General features: G+C 62.3%; 21 protein-coding genes and 1 tRNA gene. 17 read left to right on the forward strand and 5 right to left on the reverse strand.

The features are described from left to right. The coding region (locus Q7V20_RS06050) for an isocitrate/isopropylmalate family dehydrogenase (protein WP_304788315.1) at positions 1–517 on the reverse strand (517 nt) is incomplete at its 3' end. Between the two features lie 190 nt (positions 518–707). Between Q7V20_RS06050 and Q7V20_RS06055 the strand changes: the two genes are divergently transcribed. Continuing rightward, positions 708–1,181 (forward strand): DUF192 domain-containing protein, encoded by a 474-nt coding sequence (locus Q7V20_RS06055; protein WP_304788227.1) that lies wholly within the window; start codon positions 708–710, stop codon positions 1,179–1,181. 6 nt (positions 1,182–1,187) lie between these two features. Here Q7V20_RS06055 and Q7V20_RS06060 read toward each other — a convergent pair whose 3' ends face one another. Continuing rightward, positions 1,188–2,132, reverse strand: coding sequence for a patatin-like phospholipase family protein (locus Q7V20_RS06060; RefSeq protein WP_304788229.1), 945 nt, complete (start codon positions 2,130–2,132; stop codon positions 1,188–1,190). 93 nt (positions 2,133–2,225) lie between these two features. Between Q7V20_RS06060 and Q7V20_RS06065 the strand changes: the two genes are divergently transcribed. The 16 genes from Q7V20_RS06065 to Q7V20_RS06140 all read left to right on the forward strand — a co-directional run bounded on the left by Q7V20_RS06065 (position 2,226) and on the right by Q7V20_RS06140 (position 16,896). After that, positions 2,226–3,005 (forward strand): sulfite exporter TauE/SafE family protein, encoded by a 780-nt coding sequence (locus tag Q7V20_RS06065; RefSeq protein ID WP_304788231.1) that lies wholly within the window; start codon positions 2,226–2,228, stop codon positions 3,003–3,005. Positions 3,006–3,087: 82 nt separating this feature from the next. After that, on the forward strand, positions 3,088–4,788 hold the full coding sequence (locus Q7V20_RS06070; RefSeq protein WP_304788233.1) for a nitrite/sulfite reductase: 1,701 nt from the start codon (positions 3,088–3,090) through the stop codon (positions 4,786–4,788). Positions 4,789–4,797: 9 nt separating this feature from the next. Beyond that, positions 4,798–5,283, forward strand: coding sequence for a DUF934 domain-containing protein (locus Q7V20_RS06075; RefSeq protein WP_230182421.1), 486 nt, complete (start codon positions 4,798–4,800; stop codon positions 5,281–5,283). Further along, positions 5,280–6,050, forward strand: coding sequence for a phosphoadenylyl-sulfate reductase (locus Q7V20_RS06080; RefSeq protein ID WP_304788237.1), 771 nt, complete (start codon positions 5,280–5,282; stop codon positions 6,048–6,050). The genes Q7V20_RS06075 and Q7V20_RS06080 overlap by 4 nt, the downstream gene beginning before the upstream one ends. 35 nt (positions 6,051–6,085) lie before the next feature. Then, on the forward strand, positions 6,086–7,045 hold the full coding sequence (gene cysD, locus Q7V20_RS06085) for a sulfate adenylyltransferase subunit CysD (protein WP_230182419.1): 960 nt from the start codon (positions 6,086–6,088) through the stop codon (positions 7,043–7,045). After that, the gene (locus Q7V20_RS06090) at positions 7,045–8,349 is read left to right on the forward strand and encodes a sulfate adenylyltransferase subunit 1 (RefSeq protein WP_304788240.1); all 1,305 of its coding nucleotides are present in this window, start codon (positions 7,045–7,047) and stop codon (positions 8,347–8,349) included. The genes cysD and Q7V20_RS06090 overlap by 1 nt, the downstream gene beginning before the upstream one ends. A gap of 5 nt (positions 8,350–8,354) precedes the next feature. Further along, a complete protein-coding gene (gene cobA / locus Q7V20_RS06095; RefSeq protein ID WP_304788242.1) occupies positions 8,355–9,182 on the forward strand; it encodes a uroporphyrinogen-III C-methyltransferase in 828 nt (275 codons plus the stop codon). Positions 9,183–9,225: 43 nt separating this feature from the next. Then, entirely contained in the window at positions 9,226–9,549 is a 324-nt protein-coding gene (gene fdxA, locus Q7V20_RS06100; protein ID WP_304788244.1) for a ferredoxin FdxA, read from the forward strand. A 2-nt stretch (positions 9,550–9,551) separates the two neighbouring features. Next, positions 9,552–10,622, forward strand: coding sequence for an NAD(P)/FAD-dependent oxidoreductase (locus tag Q7V20_RS06105; protein ID WP_370652415.1), 1,071 nt, complete (start codon positions 9,552–9,554; stop codon positions 10,620–10,622). A gap of 21 nt (positions 10,623–10,643) precedes the next feature. Continuing rightward, positions 10,644–12,821 (forward strand): TonB-dependent siderophore receptor, encoded by a 2,178-nt coding sequence (locus tag Q7V20_RS06110; RefSeq protein ID WP_304788245.1) that lies wholly within the window; start codon positions 10,644–10,646, stop codon positions 12,819–12,821. Between the two features lie 116 nt (positions 12,822–12,937). Then, positions 12,938–13,013: transfer RNA gene (locus Q7V20_RS06115), tRNA-Asn, on the forward strand. A gap of 68 nt (positions 13,014–13,081) precedes the next feature. Beyond that, positions 13,082–13,429 carry a zinc ribbon domain-containing protein YjdM gene (locus Q7V20_RS06120; RefSeq protein WP_304788247.1) on the forward strand — a complete coding sequence of 116 codons (348 nt, stop codon included), beginning with the start codon at positions 13,082–13,084 and terminating at the stop codon, positions 13,427–13,429. Further along, on the forward strand, positions 13,426–13,710 hold the full coding sequence (locus tag Q7V20_RS06125) for a hypothetical protein (protein ID WP_304788249.1): 285 nt from the start codon (positions 13,426–13,428) through the stop codon (positions 13,708–13,710). The genes Q7V20_RS06120 and Q7V20_RS06125 overlap by 4 nt, the downstream gene beginning before the upstream one ends. Before the next feature lie 167 nt (positions 13,711–13,877). Continuing rightward, positions 13,878–14,186 (forward strand): DUF1272 domain-containing protein, encoded by a 309-nt coding sequence (locus tag Q7V20_RS06130; RefSeq protein ID WP_304788319.1) that lies wholly within the window; start codon positions 13,878–13,880, stop codon positions 14,184–14,186. Positions 14,187–14,420: 234 nt separating this feature from the next. Beyond that, the gene (locus Q7V20_RS06135; RefSeq protein WP_304788250.1) at positions 14,421–15,701 is read left to right on the forward strand and encodes a serine hydrolase; all 1,281 of its coding nucleotides are present in this window, start codon (positions 14,421–14,423) and stop codon (positions 15,699–15,701) included. Between the two features lie 103 nt (positions 15,702–15,804). Further along, positions 15,805–16,896 (forward strand): NDP-sugar synthase, encoded by a 1,092-nt coding sequence (locus Q7V20_RS06140; RefSeq protein WP_304788321.1) that lies wholly within the window; start codon positions 15,805–15,807, stop codon positions 16,894–16,896. A 355-nt stretch (positions 16,897–17,251) separates the two neighbouring features. Here the strand turns inward: Q7V20_RS06140 and Q7V20_RS06145 are convergent, their stop codons facing one another. The 3 genes from Q7V20_RS06145 to Q7V20_RS06155 form a co-directional block, all read right to left on the reverse strand. Further along, complete coding sequence (locus tag Q7V20_RS06145) at positions 17,252–17,539, reverse strand: hypothetical protein (protein ID WP_304788252.1); 288 nt, start codon at positions 17,537–17,539, stop codon at positions 17,252–17,254. Between the two features lie 637 nt (positions 17,540–18,176). Next, positions 18,177–19,391, reverse strand: coding sequence for a hypothetical protein (locus Q7V20_RS06150; RefSeq protein WP_304788254.1), 1,215 nt, complete (start codon positions 19,389–19,391; stop codon positions 18,177–18,179). After that, positions 19,388–21,328 carry a bifunctional UDP-sugar hydrolase/5'-nucleotidase gene (locus tag Q7V20_RS06155; protein WP_304788256.1) on the reverse strand — a complete coding sequence of 647 codons (1,941 nt, stop codon included), beginning with the start codon at positions 21,326–21,328 and terminating at the stop codon, positions 19,388–19,390. The genes Q7V20_RS06150 and Q7V20_RS06155 overlap by 4 nt, the downstream gene beginning before the upstream one ends. Positions 21,329–21,345 lie beyond the last annotated feature (17 nt).

Below are 21,345 nucleotides of genomic sequence, written 5' to 3' on the forward strand. Positions count from 1 at the left end.
TGTCGCTCTTGGCTTCGAATTCGATGCCGGCGTAGATGTCTTCCGAGTTCTCGCGGAAGATCACCATGTCGATCTTGTGCGGCTCTTTCACGGGCGAAGGCACACCCTTGAAGTAGGTGACCGGGCGCAGGCAGACGTACAAGTCCAACTCTTGGCGCAGGGCCACGTTCAGGGAGCGGATACCACCGCCCACGGGCGTGGTCAGCGGGCCCTTGATGGACACCACGTAGTCCTTCAGGACCTTCAGGGTTTCTTCAGGCAGCCACACGTCGGGGCCATAAACCCTGGTGGATTTCTCGCCAGCGTAGATCTCCATCCAATGGATCTTGCGCTGACCACCATACGATTTCTCAACGGCCGCATCCACGACCTTGATCATCACGGGCGTGATGTCGAAGCCGGTGCCGTCACCCTCGATGTAGGGAATGATCGGGTTATGGGGAACATTGAGCGAAAAGTCCGGGTTGACCGAAATTTTTTGCCCACCTTCGGGCACCTTGATGTGCTGGAACATGATTGTCGTCTCCGCGTTTGGCGTTTCCGTTAAAACACTGCCATGGATGTCGGCAGCGTGTGCTGAGAATTCTACGCGAGCCCCTTGGCCAGCACGTTAAAAAGAAGCAACTCGCAAGCCAGTGCTTTTCTGCCAATAATCACAGCCGCCTCCACCAGTGCATGCTGCGTGCCAACCAGGACACACCATTTTGATGATCGATTTCATGAAGACGGCCGCCCGGCAAGCTGCCACGGCCCTTTGGCTCAGCGCCCTGACCTGCGTGCCAGCCCTGGCCCAGGACGGGCCGCAGCAACTGCCCACCGTGATGCTGGGCATCACCTTCCACAGCATCAAGGCCGAGGTGGCCATGACCCCGAAGCAGCACGAAATTGGTTTGATGCACCGCACCAGCATGGGGCCCAATGACGGCATGATCTTCGTGTTCGAGCGGGCTGGTCAGCAGTGCTTCTGGATGAAAAACACGCTGATCCCTCTGTCGGTGGCCTTCATCGCCGACGACGGCACCATCGTCAACCTGGACGAGATGAAGCCCGAAACGCTCGAGCCCCATTGCTCGGCCAAACCCGTGCGTTACGTGCTGGAAATGAACAAAGGCTGGTTCAGCAAGCGTGGGCTGAAAGCGGGCGTCAAAGTGACGGGCCAGCCCTTCGGCACGGCAAAGTGAAGCCCATCAGCGGGTCTTGACGGCGATCTTTTCCTTGAGCTGCTGAAGCACGCTCAAGGCGGCCTCTCGCCCGGCCAGGATGGACAGGCGACGATTGCCAAAATCACCACCGCCAATGCCGGACAACCTGGGCCGCATCACCACGTCGGCATCCTGCAGCTCGTACTGGCTGATGCTGTGGCCCATGATGTTGAAGGTCTGCAGCAGGATGTCCACCGCGCCTTTGGTCGGCTGGCCTTCCGGAATCGCCGAAATGTCCACCGCGATCACCAGGTCGGCGCCCATCTGGCGGGCGTACTTCACCGGGATGGGCGAGACCAGGCCGCCGTCCACATACTCACGCCCGGCGATGCGCACGGGTGTGAACACCGCGGGCACCGAGCTGGAGGCCCGCACCGCGGTGCCCGGATCGCCTCGGCGGAAAAGGATGGGCTGCCCGGAGTTCAAATCGGTGGCAACAATGCCCAAAGGCAAGGCCATCTGCTCAATCTGCCGCCCTGCGGTGTGGCCGCGCACGAACTTGGCCAGCGCCTCGCCCTTCATCACCGACCGGCCCGGAAACACCCAATCGGTCATGGTGGACTCGTCCAGCGTCATGGCCATGGATTCGAGTTCAGCCGGTGTTTTGCCAGCGGCATAGATGGCCGCGACCAGGCTGCCCGCCGAGGTGCCCACCACCAGATCAGGCTTGATGCCCTGCTCTTCCAGCACCTGCAGCACCCCGATGTGGGCAAAACCACGTGCCGCGCCGCCGCCCAGCGCCAGGCCAATCTTTGGGGGCTTGGGCAGCGGCTTGATCACCACCGGCGCCAACACGGGCGCTTGAGCCACCGGAGCCGGTGCGGGTGGCCTGGTGGAGCAGGCCGCCAGAACCAGGATCAGCGCCGCAGACAGAACGCGCCCAAGAACGCGTCCAACGCCATATTCCACAGAAGCATAAGCAAAATTCAAAATTGTTCTTCTCATTTATATAGAAGTTTTTTACAGTTCGGCCTCATTCACCAGACTGCTATACACAGTCTCACCCGGAAAGCTGTCGTTTTCATGATTTTTGACTGGACTGCCGTGGCCGCTGGCGCGGGCGTGGGCGTGATTGTGGGGCTGACTGGGGTTGGAGGTGGATCCTTGATGACGCCGCTGCTGATTTCCGTCTTCCACCTGGACAAGGCGGTGGCCATTGGCACCGACCTGTGGTTTGCGGGCCTGAGCAAGGTGTCAGGATCGATCGCTCACCACCGCGAAGATCACGTTGATTACCGCATCACGAAATTGATGCTCTCGGGCTCGATTCCTGCCGCCATTGCCACCTTGGCCTACATGCACATGGTGGGCATCAGCAAAAGCGGCGACAACATGCTGTCGTTTGCCCTGGCCATTGCCCTGGTGCTGACCGCCGTGACCGTGGCATTTCGGCCCGTGTGGTCCAAGGTCGGCATCTGGCTGGAGCGCTGGATCACCCCTGCGCGGCAACCTGCCCTGACGGTGATCTGCGGCTTGATCCTGGGCGTGCTGGTGTCCTTGAGTTCGATCGGGGCGGGGGCCGTGGGCGCCACCTTGATCCTGCTGCTGTATCCGCGGCTTGACATACGCAAGTTAGTGGGCACCGACATTGCACACGCCGTGCCATTGACCATCGTGGCCGGCATTGGCCACGCCTCGCTGGGCAACGTCAATTGGGTGATTTTGATCGAATTGTTGATGGGTTCACTCCCCGGGATATGGGTGGGGGCCAAGTTGACCAAGCATTTGCCTGAGACAATCACGCGTTTTGCGCTTTGTATCTGCCTCCTGTTGGCCGCTCGCAAGGTTTTGCTGTCCACCTGACCTGTCCCAAGAAGTCCACTCGCGCGACATATCCGCATTTTTTTGACACATTGACATCCGGGCTCACCACCGGGTAGACGCCATGTATCAGTACACCGAATTTGACAAACAGTTCGTCCGCCAACGCGCGGCGCAGTTCCGCGATCAGCTGGACCGCAACCTGGCCGGCAAGCTCAGCGACGACGAGTTCCGTCCGCTGCGCCTGCAAAACGGCTGGTACGTGCAACGCCATGCGCCCATGCTGCGCGTGGCCGTGCCTTACGGCGAGCTGTCGAGCGTGCAATTGCGCCAACTGGCCAAGATCTCGCGCGAATACGACCGCAGCTACGCGCACTTCACCACGCGCCAGAACCTGCAATACAACTGGATCCCGCTGACCAAGAGCGCCGACGTGATGGACCTGCTGGCCCAGGTCAACATGCACGGCATTCAAACGTCGGGCAACTGCATCCGCAACATCACCAGCGATGCGCTCGTGGGTGTGGCGGCCGATGAAATCATCGACGCGCGCCCCTATTGCGAAGTCATCCGCCAGTGGTCCACCCTGCACCCTGAGTTCGCGTTCCTGCCGCGCAAGTTCAAGATCGCCGTCAATGGCGCCAAGGAGGACCGCGCGGCCACCTACTGGCACGACATCGGCCTGCACCTGCGCCACAACGACGCGGGTGAAGTCGGCTTCAAGGTGCTGGTGGGCGGTGGCATGGGCCGCACGCCCATCACCGGCAGCACCATCAGCGAGTTCATCCCCTGGCAGCAGATCCTGATCTACATCGAAGCCATTGTGCGGGTCTACAACCGCTATGGCCGCCGCGACAACATGTACAAGGCGCGCATCAAGATCCTGGTCAAGGCCGAAGGGCAGAAGTTCTTCGACCAAGTGGAAGAGGAGTTCAAGCAGATCATCAGCCGCGACGTCGATGGCGCCTCTCACATCATTCCGCAGGCCGAGCTGGACCGCGTGTCGGCCAGCTTTGTGCAGCCCTCTGGCGTGGTCGCGCACGATGCCGCCGGCAACGGCGCCCCGGCCGATGTACCCGTGGCCTTCACCAAATGGCTGGAGCGCAACACCCACGCCCACAAGGTCAAGGGCTACAAGGCCGTGACCCTGTCGCTCAAGCGCGTAGGCCAGGCCCCCGGCGATGCCACCGACGACCAGATGGACAAGGCCGCCGGCCTGGCCGATCAGTTCAGCCAGGGTGAGTTGCGCGTCACGCACGACCAGAACCTGCTGCTGCCCTGGGTGCGCGAGGAAGACCTGTTCGCACTTTGGGAAGCGGCCAAAGCGGCCAGCTTCGCCTCGCCCAACATCGGCCTGCTGAGCGACATGATCGCCTGCCCCGGTGGCGATTTCTGCGCCCTGGCCAACGCCCGCTCCATCCCCATCGCCAACGACCTGATCGAGCGTTATCAGGACCTGGACGAGCTGTACGACATCGGCGACATCGACCTGCACATCAGCGGCTGCATCAACTCCTGCGGCCACCACCACAGCGGCCACATCGGCATCCTGGGTGTGGACAAGGACGGCAGCGAGTGGTACCAGATCACCCTGGGCGGCTCGGACGGCTCCAGCCACGCGCCCTTGAGCGCCGTGGGCAAGGTCATTGGCCCCTCGTTCGCGGCCGATGAAGTCACCGACGTGATCGAAGCCGTGATCGAAACCTACCGCGGCCAGCGCGCAGCCAACGAAAAGTTCATCGACACGGTGCAGCGCGTGGGCCTGGACCCATTCAAAAGCGCCGCCAACGCCGTGCGCCGTAGCACTGCCAAGCAAGCCGCCTGAGGAAACGCCATGAAATTCATCGACACCCACCACGACCAGTGGCGCACGGCCGGCGGCGAAGACGGCCCGATCTCTCACCCACCCAAGGTGGACCACAGCCTGCTGACTTTGGGCCAATGGCACGCCGTGCGCGAGCAATGGCCGGCCGACAAGGCCGTGGGCGTGATCTTCCCCAACGATGCCGACATCGAAGTGCTCGAGTGCGACGTGAACAAGCTCTCGCTGGTGGTGCTGCAGTTCCCCAAGTGGGTGGACGGCCGCGCCTACAGCCAGGCTCACATCCTGCGTTCGCGCTACCGCTTCAAGGGCCAGATCCGCGCCACCGGTGAAGTGCTGGTCGACATGATGCCGCTGCTGCAACGCTCGGGCGTGGACGCCGTGGTGCTGCGCCATGACCAGGAACGTGCCGCCGCCGAGCGCGCTTTGGGCTTCTTCGCCGCGCGTGGCCACTACCAGGGCGACGTGCAGCAAACCAAGCCGGTGTTCGCACGATGAGCGCCATCGCCCTGTACGCCAAGGCCAGCCCCGACTTCGAGGCCAAGCTCGCGGCCACGGTCGCGCTGCTCAAAGCCGCAGCGGCCGAGCACCCGGGCAAGGTCGTCCAGGCCACCAGCCTGGGGGTCGAAGACATGATCGTCACCGACCTGATCGCGCGCCACCACATCGACATCGCCATCGGCACGCTGGAAACCGGCATGCTGCACCCGCAGACGGTGGCCATGATCGGCACCATCGAGTCCACGTACGACTTGAAGGTCGAGGTCTACCAGCCCGTGGCCGAGGTGGCCATCGAGTTCGTTCGCAAGAACGGCGAGAAGGCCATGTACGAGAGCATCGACCTGCGCAAGGCCTGCTGCGGCATCCGCAAGCTGGAGCCCCTCAGCCGCATGCTGGCCAGCCGCGAAGCCTGGATCACCGGCCTGCGCCGCGAACAGTCCAACAACCGAGGCGGCATGCTGGCCCGTGAAGAAGACGACAAGGGGCGCGCCAAGTACAACCCCATGATCGACTGGACCTGGGGCGATGTGTGGCACTACGTGTCGCTGCACAAGGTGCCCTACAACCCGCTGCACGACGAGTTCATGCCCAGCATCGGCTGCGCACCCTGCACGCGCGCCATCGCTGTCGGCGAAGACTTCCGCGCCGGCCGCTGGTGGTGGGAAGACGAGAAAGCCAAAGAATGCGGCCTGCACGTCCACGAAGACAACGTGGCCGAAGAGTTGCCGCCCATCGTGTCCAGCCTCATCCGCCCGCCGAATTGAGTTGATTCCAAAGAACCCAAGTCAAGACCCACGATATGAATGCCCCCGTGAATGTGAACCAACTGCTGGCGGATGTTGACCACCGCCACCTGGACGCGCTGGAAGAAGAAGCCATCTTCATCCTGCGCGAAGTTGCCGCCACCTTTGAGCGCCCTGCCCTGCTGTTCTCCAGCGGCAAGGACTCGTGCGTGGTGCTGCACCTGGCTGAAAAAGCCTTCAAGATGAAGAAGGAAGGTGGCGGCTTCGAAGGGAAATTGCCCTTCCCGCTGCTTCACGTGGACACCGGCCACAACTTCCCCGAAGTGATCGAGTTCCGCGACCGCCGCATTGCCGAGATGGGCGAGCGCCTGATCGTGGCGCACATGGACGAGTCCATCAAGAAGGGCACCGTGCGCCTGGCCTACCCGCTGGAATCGCGCAACGGCCATCAAACAGTGACCTTGCTTGAAGCGATTGAAGAAGGGCGCTTTGACTGCCTGATGGGTGGGGCTAGACGCGACGAAGAAAAGGCGCGCGCCAAAGAGCGCATCTTCAGCCACCGCGACAGCTTCGGCCAATGGCAGCCCAAAGAACAGCGCCCGGAATTGTGGAACCTGTTCAACACCCGCATCAAGCCGGGCGAGCACTTCCGCGCCTTCCCGATCAGCAACTGGACGGAGTTGGACGTGTGGCTCTACATTGAGCGCGAAAAGATCCCGCTGCCCAACATCTACTTCAAGCACCCCCGCCAGGTGATGCGCCGCAAGGGCCTGCTGGTGCCCCTGACCGACGTGACGCCCCCACTGGAAGGCGAAACCGTCGAGACCGTCGACGTGCGTTTCCGCACCGTGGGCGACATGACCTGCACCTGCCCCGTTGAAAGCGACGCGATCAACCCGGCCGACATCGTGGCCGAAACCCTGCACGTGACCGTGAGCGAGCGCGGCGCCACCCGCATGGACGACCGCACGTCCGAAGCGTCGATGGAACGCCGCAAGAAAGAAGGTTATTTCTGATGAGCACCCCCGTGATTGATTGCCACGCCAAAGAACAGATCGAACACCAGGCCCTGCGCTTTTTGACCGCAGGCAGCGTGGACGATGGCAAGAGCACCCTGATTGGCCGCCTGCTGTTCGACAGCCGCGCCATCCTGGCCGACCAGCTGGATGCGCTGGAAAAGCGCGCCGCTGGCGCCCCCATCGACCTGTCGCTGCTGACCGATGGCCTGGAAGCCGAGCGCGAGCAAGGCATCACCATCGACGTGGCCTACCGCTACTTCGCCACCAAGACGCGCAAGTTCATCATCGCCGACGCGCCTGGCCATGAGCAGTACACGCGCAACATGGTGACGGCCGCTGCGGGCAGTGATGCCGCCGTGGTGTTGGTGGACATCACCAAGATCGACTGGAAGGCCTCGCCCGTGCCCCTGCTGGCTCAGACGCGCCGCCACAGCCTGCTGGCCCACCTGCTGCGCGTGCCGAACATCGTGTTCGCCATCAACAAGCTGGATGCCATCGAGCAAGACACGCAAACGGCTTTCGAAAGCGTTGAAGCCTCGCTGCGCGCCTTTGCCGAACAAGCCGGCATCGCCGTGAAAGGCGTGATCCCCGTGTCGGCCCTGCGCGGCGACAACGTGACCACCCCCAGCGCCAACTGGCCCTGGTACACCGGCTCCACGCTGCTGCAGTTGCTGGAGTGCCTGCCCGCCACCGACGAGCGCCACGACGGCGCCCTGCTGCAACCCGTGCAGTACGTTACCCGTGAAGGCGAAGGCACTGGCCACCAGCCACGCACCTTCTGGGGCCGCATCGCCCACGGCTCGGTCAAGGCGGGTGATGCTGTGCAAGCCTTTCCCAGCGGCGAAACCGCTGTGGTCGCCGAGGTGCGCTACAACGCCGAAGTGGTGGCCAGCGGTGAGGCAGGCCAATCGGCCGGCATCGTGCTGGACCGTCAGGTCGACATCTCGCGCGGCGACTGGCTGGCCACACCCGGCGCCATCAAGCCCGCTGACCAGTTCACCGCCACCCTGGCCTGGCTGGACACCGAGCCCGCCGTGGTCGGCCGCAAGTACTGGGTGCGCCACGGCAACCGCTGGGTGCAGGCCCGCATCACCGCCATCGACAGCCGCATGGACATCCACACCCTGGAAGACCACCCGGCCGAACAACTGGCCGTGAACGAGATCGGCCGCGTGCAGATCCACACGCAGCAGCCGCTGCCGATCGAGCCCTACCTGGACAACCGCATTGGCGGCGCCCTGATCGTGGTCGACCCCACCACCAACCGCACCAGCGGCGCGCTGCTGGTCAAGGCCGCCTGACACCGATGTCGTCGCCACAGCAGGCCCTGCAACTCCAAGCCGCCCGCGTCGTCTTCATTGGCGCGGGGCCGGGTGAGGCCGACCTCATCACCGTGCGGGGCTCGCGCTTGCTGGCCCTAGCCCAGGTAGTGCTGTTCGACGCCTTGGCCGATGCTGCCTTGCAAGGCCTGGCCCCCCAGGCCATGTGGGTCGATGTGGGCAAGCGCGGCTTCTCGGGCAAGCCGGGCAGCGACTTCAATGGCCAGACGCGCATCAACCAATTGTTGGTGGAGCATGCCCTGGCCGTGGGCGCCGCTCATGGCGATCAAGGCCTGGTGGTGCGGCTCAAAGGCGGTGACCCCAGCCTGTTTGGCCGCCTGGAAGAAGAACTCCACGCCCTGCGCGCTGCCGGCATCGCCAGCGAAGTGGTGCCTGGCGTGACCTCGGCCCTGGCCGCCGCCGCCACCACCCAGCGCCCCCTGACCCGGCGTGGTACTGGCCGCAGCGTCAGCTTCACCACGGCCATGACGCGCACCGGCGAGTTGCAATGCGGCATGGGCCCCGGCCAACGTGCTGATACTGAAGTCTTCTACATGGCCGGCCGCCAGTTGGATCCTCTGCAAAAAGGCCTGCTGGACGCGGGCTGGCCTGCAGATACTGCCGTCAGCGTGGTCTCTCGCGCTGGCTGGCCCGACATGCGCCACACCGTTCACACTGTGGGCTCGCTGGACCAGGCGAGCGACACGCACGCCGGCCGCCCTACCCTAGTGATCGTGGGGGCAGGTGCCACCGCCCTGCCCGACGAACCCCTGACCCATCTGCCGATTTGCGGGGACGCTGGCGCGCACCCGTAAAATCCAACCTTCGTTCCCGAAATTCAACTTACAAGAGATCGTCATGACTCACGTCGTCACCGAAGCCTGCATCAAGTGCAAATACACCGACTGTGTGGACGTGTGCCCGGTGGACTGCTTCCGCGAAGGCCCCAACTTCCTCGTCATCGATCCCGATGAATGCATCGATTGCGCCGTTTGCATCCCCGAATGCCCGGTCAACGCCATCGTTCCCGAAGAAGACGTGCCCGGCAACCAGCAGCAGTTCATCAAGATCAACGCCGACCTGGCCAAGGGCTGGCCCAGCATCACCAAGCGCAAGGCCCCCTTGCCCGAGGCCGATGACTGGAAAGACAAGGCCGACAAGCTGGATCAGTTGATCCGCTGATCGTGGCGGTGATCAACACCGACACCATCGTCATTGGCGCAGGCCCGGTGGGCCTGTTCCAAGCGTTCCAGTTGGGCCTGCTGGGCCTGAACACCCACGTGATCGACGCCTTGCCTGAAGCGGGCGGCCAATGCGTGGCGCTGTACCCCGACAAGCCCATTTACGACGTGCCTGGCGTGCCCGTGTGCACCGGCCGTGAACTGGCGCAGTTGCTGCTGGCCCAGGCCAGGCCATTTCTGCCGCGCGACCCGGCCTCAGGCCAGATCGCCAACCTGCACTTGAATGACCAGGTCGCCAGCGTCCAGCCATTGGCCGATGGCGGCTTTGAAATCGCCACACAACAAGGCCTGCAGTTTCACTGCCGCGCCGTGTTCGTGGCGGCGGGTGCTGGCGCCTTCGTGCCCCGCACCCTGAACGTGGCGGCGCTGGATGGCGCAGCCAATGTTCACTACCACTTGCCTGAAGCCCTGAGCGCGGCACCCTGGGTGGGCCAGCACCTGGTCATGGCCGGTGGGGGCGAAGAAGCCTTGACGGCCGTTGAAGCCCTGATGGACGGGCCTGCCGATGCCCGCCCTGCCAGCCTGACCCTGCTGCACCGCCGCGACCAGTTCCAGGCCCCGCCCGAGCAAGAAGCCCGCGTGCGCGCCTGGATCGCCCAAGGCCAGGTCAAACTGGCCCTGGGCCTGCCCTCGGGCGCAGATCTGCAAGGCGGCCGCGTGACCGCACTGCAATGCCTGGGCGCTGATGGCGCGACCCACGCCCTGCCCCTGGACCACCTGCTGATCAGGCTGGGCCTGAGCCCCAAGCTCGGCCCGCTGGTCGATTGGGGCTTCCAGCTTGACCGCAAGCAGGTCAGCGTGTCGCCCGACGGTTATCAAAGCTCGGTCAAGGGCATTTACGCCGTGGGTGACATCAACACCTACCCGGGCAAGAAACGCCTGCTGCTGTGCGGCTTTCACGAAGCCACGTTGGCGGCACACCACGCGCTTGCGCAACTCAAGCCCGACCAGCCCCAACACCTGCAATACACCACCACCAGCACCCTGCTGCACCAGCGGCTGGGCCTGGCCTAGTTCTTTTCTCTGTCGTACGCCATGCTGCAAAAAACAAATCAAGCGCGCCACCCCAGTGGCGCCGCACTCACCCTGCTCGCCTCACTGGTTTGCTCCACGGTGGGCTCGGCCCACGCCCAGACCGACACGTCGGCCGAGGCCTTGCCCACGGTCACGGTCAAGGCCACCAGCCCGCGCGTCAACCAGGCCAGCATCACCGGCTTTGGCGACACGCCCGCCTGGCAATTGCCGATGCAGGCGCAAACCTTTTCCAGCACCGCGCTGAAGAACAACGGCGTGCAGCGCCTGTCGGACCTGACCAGCCTGGACGCCAGCATCAGCGATTCGTACAACGCGCAGGGCTATTGGGACTTCCTGTCGGTGCGCGGCTTCACGCTGGACAACGCCTACAACTACCGCCGCGAAGGCCTGCCCATCATCGCGGAGACCAGCATCCCGCTGGACAACAAGGATGGCATTGAAGTGCTCAAGGGCACCAGCGGCATGCAGGCGGGCGTCAGCTCGCCGGGCGGCTTGGTGAACTACCTCGTCAAACGGCCAACCGGCCATGTGCGCTCCGCCACGTTGGCTTTCACCGGGGGCAGCAGCGTGTTGGGCGCGGTGGACCTGTCCGAGCGATTTGGCGTGGGCCAGGCCTTCGGCCTGCGCCTGAATGCCGCCTATGAGCACCTGGACCCGAACGAGCGCTACGCTGACGGCAAACGCCACCTGCTGGCCCTGGCCACCGACTGGCGCGTGAACACCAGCAACCTGCTTGAGTTTGAAATCGAGCGCAGCCGCCGCCAGCAGGCCAGCGTGCCAGGCTTCAGCCTGCTGGGCGGCACCCTGCCCGCTGCCAACACCATCAACCCCGACATCAACTTGAACCACCAGCCCTGGGCCATGCCCGTGGTGATGGAAGCCACCACCGGTACCCTGCGTTGGACCTCGCAGTTGAACGCCGATTGGGGGTTGACCACCACTTACGGCATCCAGCAGCTGTACAGCGACGACCGCACTGTGTTCCCCTTTGGTTGCGGGAGCTCGCTCGCCAGCTATTGCAGCGATGGCACATTCGACGTCTACGACTACCAGAGCGAAGCAGAAAAGCGCATCAGCCAAGCACTGAACATTGCACTGCAAAGCAAGCCGATCAAGGTCGGCGGCACGGCCCATGCGCTGCGCCTTGCAGCCCTTCGTACCAGCCAACGCACTGACCTGAACTCCTCGGCTTTCAATCCACTGTCCGGTCCGGGCAACATCTCAGGCGAGTTCGGCCCCTATGCACGCAACCCGCTGATCACCACGGCTCAGCATATTCGTCACCTCAAGAACACCGAGCTGTCCGTGAGCGACGCCATCACCTTGTCGGATCAATGGCACGCATGGCTGGGATTGCGACACACCCAATTGCACCGCTACGTGGCGTTGAGCACACAGAGCTTGGCCGGCAAAACCGCCGAGCAGACCTTCACGACGCCCTGGGCGGCCTTGGGCTACACCTTTGCACCCAAGCGACAGGTTTACGCCAGTTGGGGCGAAGGCGTGGAATCCCCCAATGCCCCCGACACAACGCCAGCTTTCGCTGCCTATGCCAATGCTGGGGAACCGTTGCCCGCCCAGAAAAGCCGCCAGTTCGAAATCGGCGTCAAAGGCCAGGAGACCGAATGGGGTTGGGCACTCAACGCCTTCCAGATCCACCGCCCCCAGGCAGGCACCATCAACACCTTGCCCGACCCCACCTACACCCTGGACGGCCAGGCGGTACACACCGGGCTGGAAGGTCAGCTTCAATCACATTGGGGCCCCTGGGATCTGAACGCCAGCGCCATGTTGCTGCACGCTGAACGCCAAGGCAGCGCCAACGCCCAACTCAACGGCAAGCAGCCCGTCAACGTGCCCGACTACACCTTCAAGCTGTCGGCCGACTACAAGGTTGCCATGCTCCAGGGCCTGACCTTGCAAGGCCAACTGGTGCACGAAGGCCGCCGCATGGTGCTGGAGGACAACAGCATCAGCATCCCCGCCTGGTCCCGCGTGGACACGGGGCTGCGCTACGTGCAAGGCTGGCGCCAGCAAGGCGCGCTGACCTGGCGCCTGGGCATCAAGAACCTGTTCGACACCCGGGCCTGGCGTGAGGCGCCCCTGCAGTTCAACCACGCCTACCTGTTTCCGCTGGCCAGGCGCACGGTGACGGCGTCGGTACAAGCTGACTTCTGAGGTGAATGCGCAAAAAAACGCGCGCACTTGCTGAGTCGCCTGAAAAACTGCTATAGTTTCGTTCTCGATTGATCACTGCAACGCGCAAGCCAAGCAGCCCAATTGAACCGACATATTCCTCGATAGCTCAGTCGGTAGAGCGCCGGACTGTTAATCCGTAGGTCCCTGGTTCGAGCCCAGGTCGAGGAGCCAAATTTGAGAACGCCTCAAGCAGCAATGTTTGGGGCGTTTTTCTTTCCCCCCTTCGCATGGACCTCCCAATGAGCACCCTGCCCGCCTGCCCTCAGTGCCAGTCCGCCTTCACCTATGAAGACGGCAATCAGCTCATCTGCCCTGAGTGCGGACACGAGTGGTCAGCAGCAACCAGCGCGTCGTCGGCACCTGATGACATCCGCGTGATCCGCGATGCCAACGGCAATGAACTCAAAGACGGCGACACGGTCACGGTGATCAAGGACTTGAAGATCAAAGGCTCTTCGCTCGTGGTCAAGGTCGGCACCAAGGTCAAGAACATCCGTCTGGCCGAGGGCGATCACGACATCGACTGCAAGATCGACGGTATCGGCGCGATGGGACTGAAATCAGAATTCGTCAGGAAGCTTTCATGAAACCAATCCAAGCTGGCGACCACGCCGAAATCATCGAAGGTGCCCTGGGCACCAAGGGCCCGAACGTGGGCAAGAAGGTTCGCGTCGTGTGCCTGCGTGGGGAACACAGTGAGCATGGCCGCATCTGGAAGGTCGAGGGTGAAGGCTTGATCAGCGAATATGGCGCCGTGGGCACGACGGTGGACTGTGCTCAGTCGTGGTTAAGGAAGATTGAACCGCCTGAGGTGGGTTCGGACACTGCAGCCAGGAAGGAACTCGATACGCCATTGACGCAGACATAGAAAAAGTCAGCACCTGCGAGGTGTGCACAAATCGGAAACGCCTCACGCAGCGATGTTGGAGGCGTTTTTCTTTGCTGGTTCGGAAACCGAACTAGGATGGCCGATGAAGCATGATCAACGCACTTGCGTTCATCCACGCAAACCTCAGACATCCACAGGGAGCAACAATGCTAGAACTTCGCCCGACTTGCGAACACTGCAATGGCGCACTTCCAGCGAACTCGACCGAAGCACGCATCTGCAGTTTTGAATGCACGTTCTGCGCAACTTGCGCCACAACGGTTCTTCGTAATGTTTGCCCAAACTGCGGCGGTGGCTTCGTCCAGAGACCGATTCGCCCCTCGAAGAATTGGAAAAACGAAAACTTCCTCGGGAAGTACCCAGCCAGCACGACAGTCAAGCACCGGCCGGTGAATATCGACAATCACCTCGTGTTTTCCGCCCCCATCAAGGATCTGCCGCCTGAACAAAGATGAAACCAATGCGTCGTCAGCCAGAAGGTGACGCCCCCCCCATTCCGCTTCTCAGACGATGAAGACGACCTCTGGCCTGTGCAAGCTGTCAGGGCGTCAGTGCTGACCAACGCCCCCCGTTTTGAGCATGTAGTGACTTCGGCGACTGGTCGCATGACGGCGCGACATTCGGCAAGCTGACATCATTCAACAACTGCTGGATGATGGCCTGCTGATACCCTGAATTGACTCCGGCGCATGGCACAAATACGCATCGGCACCAACACACCACCTTCAATGAAACTCAAGACTTTCGCCGTCACCTTCCTGGCCGCCATCGCCATGGCCGCAACCGCTGGCTGGCTTTCCCTGGACAAGGAAACCCGCGCCCTCCTGGCCACGCTGCCCACCAACGCCAACGTCCTGTTCTGGACCCAAGCCCAACGCGACGCCGGCTTCCGCGCGCTGGACCGGCTGCCCGTCCTCGCCAAATCACACGTCGTCCCCGCCAGCATCACCCCATTGGCGCTGCCCCCAGGCCCACCACTGAAGTTGCCCCTGGACGTCGATGCCTTCATGGCTGGCCAGCGCAGCGCCGCCCTCATCGTGCTGCACGACGGCAAGGTGCGCCTGGAGCGCTACGGCCTGGGCTTCGATGCCAGCGGCCGTTGGACGAGCTTCTCAGTGGCCAAGTCGGTCACGTCCACCCTGGTGGGCGCGGCCATCCGCGACGGCTTCATCAAAAGCATGGATGACAAGGTCACCGACTACATCCCGCAGATGAAAGGCTCGGCGTATGACGATGTCAGCGTGCGGCAGTTGATGACCATGACCTCGGGCGTCCGCTGGAACGAAGACTATGCCGACCCCAGCTCCGATGTGGCACGCTTCAACAACCACAAGCCGGAAGAAGGCGTCAATGCGCTGGTGAGCTACATGCGCCGCCTGCCACGCGATGTGCCCGCAGGCACGCGCTGGCACTACAGCACCGGCGAGACCAACCTGATCGGCATCCTGCTCGCTCAGGCAGTCAAAAAGCCGCTGGCCACCTACCTGTCCGAGAAGATCTGGGGCCCCGCTGGCATGGAGCAACAAGCCACCTGGATCCTCAGCAAGACGGGGCAAGAGATCAGCGGCTGCTGCATCCAGGCCGCCGCGCGAGACTTCGCCCGCTTTGGGCTGTTCATCGCCAACGGCGCCCGCGTCAACGGGCAAAGCATCGTGCCTGAAGGTTGGCTGGCCGAGGCCACCAGCACGCGTGTGGGCATCGGCCAACCTGAGCGCGGCTACGGGTATCAGTGGTGGACGTTGGCCGATGGCAGCTTCATGGCGCGCGGCATCTTCGGCCAAGGCATCTTCATCGACCCCAAGCGCAAGCTCGTGATCGTCACCAACGCCAACTGGGCTGGCGGCGCGCGGGACCCGGTGGCCGCTGCGGCACGCGAGGGCTTCTTCAAGGCGGTGCAGAAGGCTGTCGATGATGAGACGGTCGGTTTCAAAAATTCCACGTCGAGCATCAGCCCCGCTGGGCCGCTTTGATCGCAGCAAGAGCGGCGCCCTGTCACCAAGTTGACGCCAAGTTCAGGTCTGATGCGCAGCATGCATCTGCATGAACCAGACCAAGAGTGACATGACCAAAGCAATGATCCTGGCTGCCGGACAGGGCACACGTGTCCGCCCTCTGACCAAGCGCACCCCCAAGCCCATGGTTCCGATCCTCGGCAAGCCCGTTCTGGAGTACCTCATCGAGCTTTTGGCTCGCTACGGGGTCAAGGAGATCATGGTGAACGTGTCTTCCAACCATTGGAAGATTGAGAACTACTTCGGCGATGGACACCGCTGGGGCGTCGAAATAGGCTACTCCTACGAAGGAGTTCGTGAGCACGGCGAGATCATGCCCAAACCGCTGGGATCAGCTGGAGGCATGCGCAAGATCCAGGATTTCAGTGGGTTCTTTGACGAGACCACCATCGTGTTGTGCGGCGATGCCATCATCGATTTGGACATCCATGCGGCGCTGAGCGAACACTGGAACAAGAAGGCCATGGCCAGTGTGGTGGCCTTGGAGGTACCGCAAGATCAGGTCAGCAACTACGGCATCGTGGTGGCTGACCGTGAAGGCAAGGTCACTTCTTTCCAGGAAAAACCCAAGACCGGAAAAGCCAAATCAAACTTGGCCAGCACCGGGATCTACATTTTCGAGCCTGCCATTCTGGAAATCGTGCCACCTGGTGTGGAGTTCGACATTGGCAGCCAGTTGTTTCCCTTGTTGGCTGAACAAGGCTTGCCGTTCTATGCGCAGCGTCGAACTTTCAACTGGATTGACATCGGCCGTGTCAGTGACTACTGGTCCGTGTGCCAGCGTGTGCTGCGGGGAGAAATTGCCGACATGCGGATGCCTGGAACAGAGGTTCGGCCTGGCGTGTGGGTTGGCCTGAACACGCGCATAGACTGGGCCACCGTCAACGTCACTGGACCGGTTTACATCGGCTCCGGCTCCTGCCTGGAGGCAGGTGTAACGATAGAAGGCCCAAGCTGGATTGGACACGGTTGCAACTTGCGCAAGAACAGCACCGTGGTGAGAAGCACCTTGTTTGAATACACGCGTTTGAGTGAAGGCGTCATCTTCAACGAGGTCATTGCCTCACCTCAATATTGTGTGGGCCGCCATGGTCATACCACTTACCACGGTGATGAAAGCACCACCTTGCGCTGGGGAGACGCGCGCGCCTAATTGGAGAAGGTCGAAGATTGAAATCCGCTTGTCAAAGATCGGTCACGATCATTCGCTTGCCGAGCCCTTGCTTCAAAGACCTTGTCGAGCATGCGTGCGGTCTCGCGCCTTCGTTGCTCATGCTGCCGCCCCCAAGAAGCCAGACCTGCCAGAGCCAACAATGCCAGCAACCCCGCCAAGACCGACTTGGGAAAGCCCGCCAAAGAGCAGGCAGCCATTATCAGAATCACTCCGACCCAAGTTGCTTTCATGACAGGTTCATCGAACCGCGGTATCAAGCTTGAGTGCTAACTGCTGGAGCATCTTGTGCAGCAAGCTGTGGCCTATCAACGCCCATGCCCGAGGCTGAAGCTTCCTACTGACTTGGCAGGCGCCACGGGGAATGCATTGAGACGATCTGATGGGCTGCCTCGGCCTCTTCTATCAACCCTGAGGCCTGCAATGCCAAGGCGACATGCTCTGGCCCCTGACTGAATGGACAAATTTCACTCAAGGTATCAAGCGAGGTGAAACCGTTGACCAGGAGCAGAAGCCGCCGATGATCTTGGTCCATTGGCGGAGCAATGGAAGGCATTGCGGCAGCTTGCCCTTTGGCGGTGCGGCGAAAGACCGTGTTCGTGCGCGAAATGATTGGCTGATTCATGTTCACTGCTCCAGTGCATTGGTTGAATGACGCCATATGTTGCGTTCGCAATGACTTCTCACGGGTGCACAACACCTTCTCGCAAAACCTATGCTCATGTGTCTATTCAATTGAGCGCGTAGGCATGACGGATCATTCTTCACGCGATATGTGACAAATCAATTACAACGCCCCATACGCCATGATCTGATCAACCCACGGCGTCAAAAAAGGTTAGCTCCAAAATCTGTCGGAATTGCTGATTCTTTTCAAGGCCTTACGGAAATTTTCAGCTGTGTGGACCTGATTGGCCGACAGCCAACCGACCGCGAACCGCCTGGCGGGGAGCCATCGCCCCAGTCAAAGGTGCTGGCCAAGAGTGCACTTCAGGGGCGCCTGCGGCCAGCAAGCATGGATGCAAATTGTGGTCATCGACTCTTGGTCACGATGCGCTGACCTCCAATGCCTTGGCGACAGGGATGGCATTTTGAGGGGCCGCGAGTGCTTCGCCTGACTTGAACTCGATTTCCAGTTCGCAGATCGAAGGTTTTCTTCCTTGCGCCTCAATCGTGCCCACATCGAAAGCAACTTCCAGATGCTCATCATCCTGACATGCACAAGGAGCCTGATCAAATGAGCGGACTTTGCCGTGCGTTGCTCAAGGCGATGCAACGAGCACCTGCAAGCTGGACTTCATCGCACGCTCGTACAACTCATCTGTCCCGCTCGGGATGGGCTTCGATTCGACCGACTGGACGCCAAAGCGTTCGCCGAACCGTTGGCGCAAGGCGCCAATCAAGATCATGCGATCGGCCGCCATCGCGTTTGGCAAGCCCACGGCACCTTCACCGCCCTGCCCCAGCGCCATGCCGACCAAACGTCCGCCCTGGTCATACACTGGCCCGCCGCGAGGGCCATGGCCCGGCAACTCAATACCCAGGCGCCGCACACTTGGCGCAGTACCGGCCACAGGCATGCCAAGAAAACCCGGCCGCATCACTGGCCAAGCAGGTCGTCCAGTTCCGTCTTTCTGATAGTCCAAGGCAAAGGCGGGCGAGCCGGGGAAAGCATCTCGTGGTGCCACGAGCTCTCTCCCTGCGACGGGCAAGGACTGCACCAGTGTCAGCAACACCAGCCCAAGAGACTCGTCCTGTTCATCCATCACAGCCGCGACGGTCTGCCCCAGGCCATTGCGCACCCAGATTGAGCCAGAAGATGGCAAAGCGGCACGCGGTGCCAGCGCATGGCGTCCATCTGCCAGCAGCAGGGCGGTGCCGACGGTCCTGGCGTCACGACTCACTGTCACGCCCGTGGCAAAAGGTGCCAAGCGGGCGGGCAGGGACAACAAGGCACCGTCTGCCAACAGCGCACCTGTCTGAAAGCGTTGGCGCGCCTCCTTCACCATGGGGTGATCAGGCTCACTGGCTTCGGCTTGCTTGAGCGTCTGCTCGGCCATGGACACCTGGCCGCCAAGGTTCAGTAGCCAGGCGTAGAACACCCGGCCCTCCACCTCGTCAGCATGGACACCGGCGGTGTGGGCCGCAAAGCCGAGTGCCTGGCGGTACTCACCGGCTTGCATGTGAGTGCGCAGGATGCCCAACTCGATGTGGGCGGCGTGTGCCTGAAGGGCCGCCTGCTCGAAAGCCTGTCGCGCACACTCGACGTTCCCTGTCCGAAGGCAGCTTTCGCCTTTGGCCAGCAGGCGCCGACGCTCGGCCAGCGATGATGGTGTGCTGCCGACCTCATGGTGGTGGTCGTGGGCTTGGTGCCTGGCAGATGACACCCCAGTGCTGGCTGGGCCCGCGATGGTTGAAGAGGCCGCCACGCTCATCAGCGCGACGGCCCACCCCAGGGGCCAGCGCCGAATGATCACTGGCGGGTGATCCGAGGCTTGGCCAGCACGGCGCTCGCGGGGTTGTAGGCTGGGTTCGGGATTTTGAAGCCTGTCAGATAGGCGGTCAGTGCATCGATGTCCTGGGCGCCGCCCAGCTGGGCAGTGCCACCCACCAAGACGCTGAAGCCGTCACCCCCGGTGGCCATGAAGTTGTTCACGGTCACGCGGTAAGTCTTGGTGGGGCTGTGCACCACGCCACCCAGGACCAGGACCTCGGTGGGGCCCATGACCACGGGCGGGGTCACCGTCACATCCGTGGGGGTGAGTGTCACCTCGGTGATGCGGGTGCCGCAGGTACCGGCCGAGTTCCAGGTGTACTTCAGGCCATTGGAGACCTGCATGATGCGGTTGGCCGTTTGGCCATTGCAGCCGCTGAACTGCTGCTCCAGCACATCCTTGATTTGCTGGGCCGTCAGCGTCAAGGTCACCAGGCTGTTGCCGAAGGGCTGCGCGGTGAAGGCATCGCCGTAGGTCAAGTCATAGGGGTAGGTACCTGCGACATTGACGAAGCCGGGGTTGCGCACGCCACCAGCGTTCATGAAGGCGATCACGGCACCACCCAGGCTGGCCGGTTGGGTGGCGGCCAACTGGGCGTCAGCGATCAGGTCACCGGCTTCCATCTCACCGGCCGTGTTGGCGCCGTTGCTCATCGGGGCGGTGATGGTGGCAATGACCGCATTGGCCAATGGCGACACGGCGGCCTTGTAGGCGCTCACCACGTTCTTGACCTCGGGGTGGGCCGCAATGGCATTGTTGATGGCGGCATCACTGCGGTCCACCAGAACATTGCGCGGACTCACGGCGACGATGTCGCGCGTGCTGGGGTTGATGGTCACGTCCACCTCGGTCAGCGCGCGGCCAAAGGCGCTGGAGCTCGTCACCGGCACCAGGCGACCTGCCTTGTTGGGCAGGCCAGCCGTGCGGGCCGTGGTCACTGCATTGCTCAGCGAAGTGCCGCGCACGTCAATGGTGTTGGCCGAGCAGTTGTAGGCCGCGTGCGTGTGGCCGCTGATCACCAGGTCCACAGCATTGTCCAGGCGCTTGACGATGGCGCGAAGGTCGGAATCAGTGCCGTCGGTGTTCTTCAGGTCGCCGGTGCAACCGTTGATGTCGCTGGTGATCGCTTGGTTTGGCACACCGGTGACTTGGTTCTGAAAGCCACCTTGGTGCAACAGCACCACGATGGATTCGATGCCTTGCGCACGAAGGCGAGGAATCAGTGCGTTGACGGTGTCGGCTTCGTCCTGAAAACTCAGCCCGGCCACGCCCGTGGGGGTGACGATGCCGGGCGTACCCTTGAGGGTCATGCCGATGAAAGCCACCTTCACACCGTTGAACGTCTTCACGCCGTAGGCCGGTAGCAGGGGTTTGCCGGTGGCGGTTTCCAGCACGTTGGCCGACAGCCACTTGAACTTGGCGCCATCGAAGGTGCCAGGGGCCGCTGAGCCGAATCCCTTGCAGCTGTTGGCTTCCTGCACGCTGCCTGTGAACTTGCAGCCGCCACTTTGCAGGCGCTTGAGCTCATCCTTGCCTTTGTCGAACTCGTGGTTGCCAACGGCGTTGAACTCCACGCCGATCTTGTTGAGCGTTTCCACGGCCGGTTCATCGAAGAACAGGGCCGAAATCAAGGGGGATGCGCCAATGTAGTCACCGGCGCCAACGACCACGTTCAAGGGATTGCTCGCCTTCATGCGTGCCACATAGGCCGCCATGTACTCGGCCCCACCAACCGCCGGACGACTGGCCGTTGGCACCAGGGTGTTGACACCGAAGGTGCCCGGCGTCTCCAGGTTGCCGTGATAATCATTGAAGCCAATGATCTTGACGGTGAATGGGGGCTTGGGGCCGGTGGTTTGGGCGCTGACGCCAGCAGAGAAGGCCAACGCCAGGCTGGCGCACAAGGTGCGGATGATCATTTTGAAACTCCTGAGTG

The sequence above is a fragment of the Aquabacterium sp. genome, from assembly GCF_030652515.1.
Lineage (GTDB): Bacteria > Pseudomonadota > Gammaproteobacteria > Burkholderiales > Burkholderiaceae_C > Aquabacterium.

Excerpts from the sequence above, each read along its gene's own strand:
- Q7V20_RS06055 (WP_304788227.1), top strand. The coding sequence starts at position 708 with ATGATCGATTTCATGAAGACGGCCGCCCGGCAAGCTGCCACGGCCCTT.
- Q7V20_RS06065 (WP_304788231.1), top strand. The coding sequence starts at position 2,226 with ATGATTTTTGACTGGACTGCCGTGGCCGCTGGCGCGGGCGTGGGCGTG.
- Q7V20_RS06070 (WP_304788233.1), top strand. The coding sequence starts at position 3,088 with ATGTATCAGTACACCGAATTTGACAAACAGTTCGTCCGCCAACGCGCG.
- Q7V20_RS06075 (WP_230182421.1), top strand. The coding sequence starts at position 4,798 with ATGAAATTCATCGACACCCACCACGACCAGTGGCGCACGGCCGGCGGC.
- Q7V20_RS06080 (WP_304788237.1), top strand. The coding sequence starts at position 5,280 with ATGAGCGCCATCGCCCTGTACGCCAAGGCCAGCCCCGACTTCGAGGCC.
- cysD (WP_230182419.1), top strand. The coding sequence starts at position 6,086 with ATGAATGCCCCCGTGAATGTGAACCAACTGCTGGCGGATGTTGACCAC.
- Q7V20_RS06090 (WP_304788240.1), top strand. The coding sequence starts at position 7,045 with ATGAGCACCCCCGTGATTGATTGCCACGCCAAAGAACAGATCGAACAC.
- cobA (WP_304788242.1), top strand. The coding sequence starts at position 8,355 with ATGTCGTCGCCACAGCAGGCCCTGCAACTCCAAGCCGCCCGCGTCGTC.
- fdxA (WP_304788244.1), top strand. The coding sequence starts at position 9,226 with ATGACTCACGTCGTCACCGAAGCCTGCATCAAGTGCAAATACACCGAC.
- Q7V20_RS06110 (WP_304788245.1), top strand. The coding sequence starts at position 10,644 with ATGCTGCAAAAAACAAATCAAGCGCGCCACCCCAGTGGCGCCGCACTC.
- Q7V20_RS06120 (WP_304788247.1), top strand. The coding sequence starts at position 13,082 with ATGAGCACCCTGCCCGCCTGCCCTCAGTGCCAGTCCGCCTTCACCTAT.
- Q7V20_RS06125 (WP_304788249.1), top strand. The coding sequence starts at position 13,426 with ATGAAACCAATCCAAGCTGGCGACCACGCCGAAATCATCGAAGGTGCC.
- Q7V20_RS06130 (WP_304788319.1), top strand. The coding sequence starts at position 13,878 with ATGCTAGAACTTCGCCCGACTTGCGAACACTGCAATGGCGCACTTCCA.
- Q7V20_RS06135 (WP_304788250.1), top strand. The coding sequence starts at position 14,421 with ATGGCACAAATACGCATCGGCACCAACACACCACCTTCAATGAAACTC.
- Q7V20_RS06140 (WP_304788321.1), top strand. The coding sequence starts at position 15,805 with ATGATCCTGGCTGCCGGACAGGGCACACGTGTCCGCCCTCTGACCAAG.
- Q7V20_RS06145 (WP_304788252.1), bottom strand. The coding sequence starts at position 17,539 with ATGAATCAGCCAATCATTTCGCGCACGAACACGGTCTTTCGCCGCACC.
- Q7V20_RS06155 (WP_304788256.1), bottom strand. The coding sequence starts at position 21,328 with ATGATCATCCGCACCTTGTGCGCCAGCCTGGCGTTGGCCTTCTCTGCT.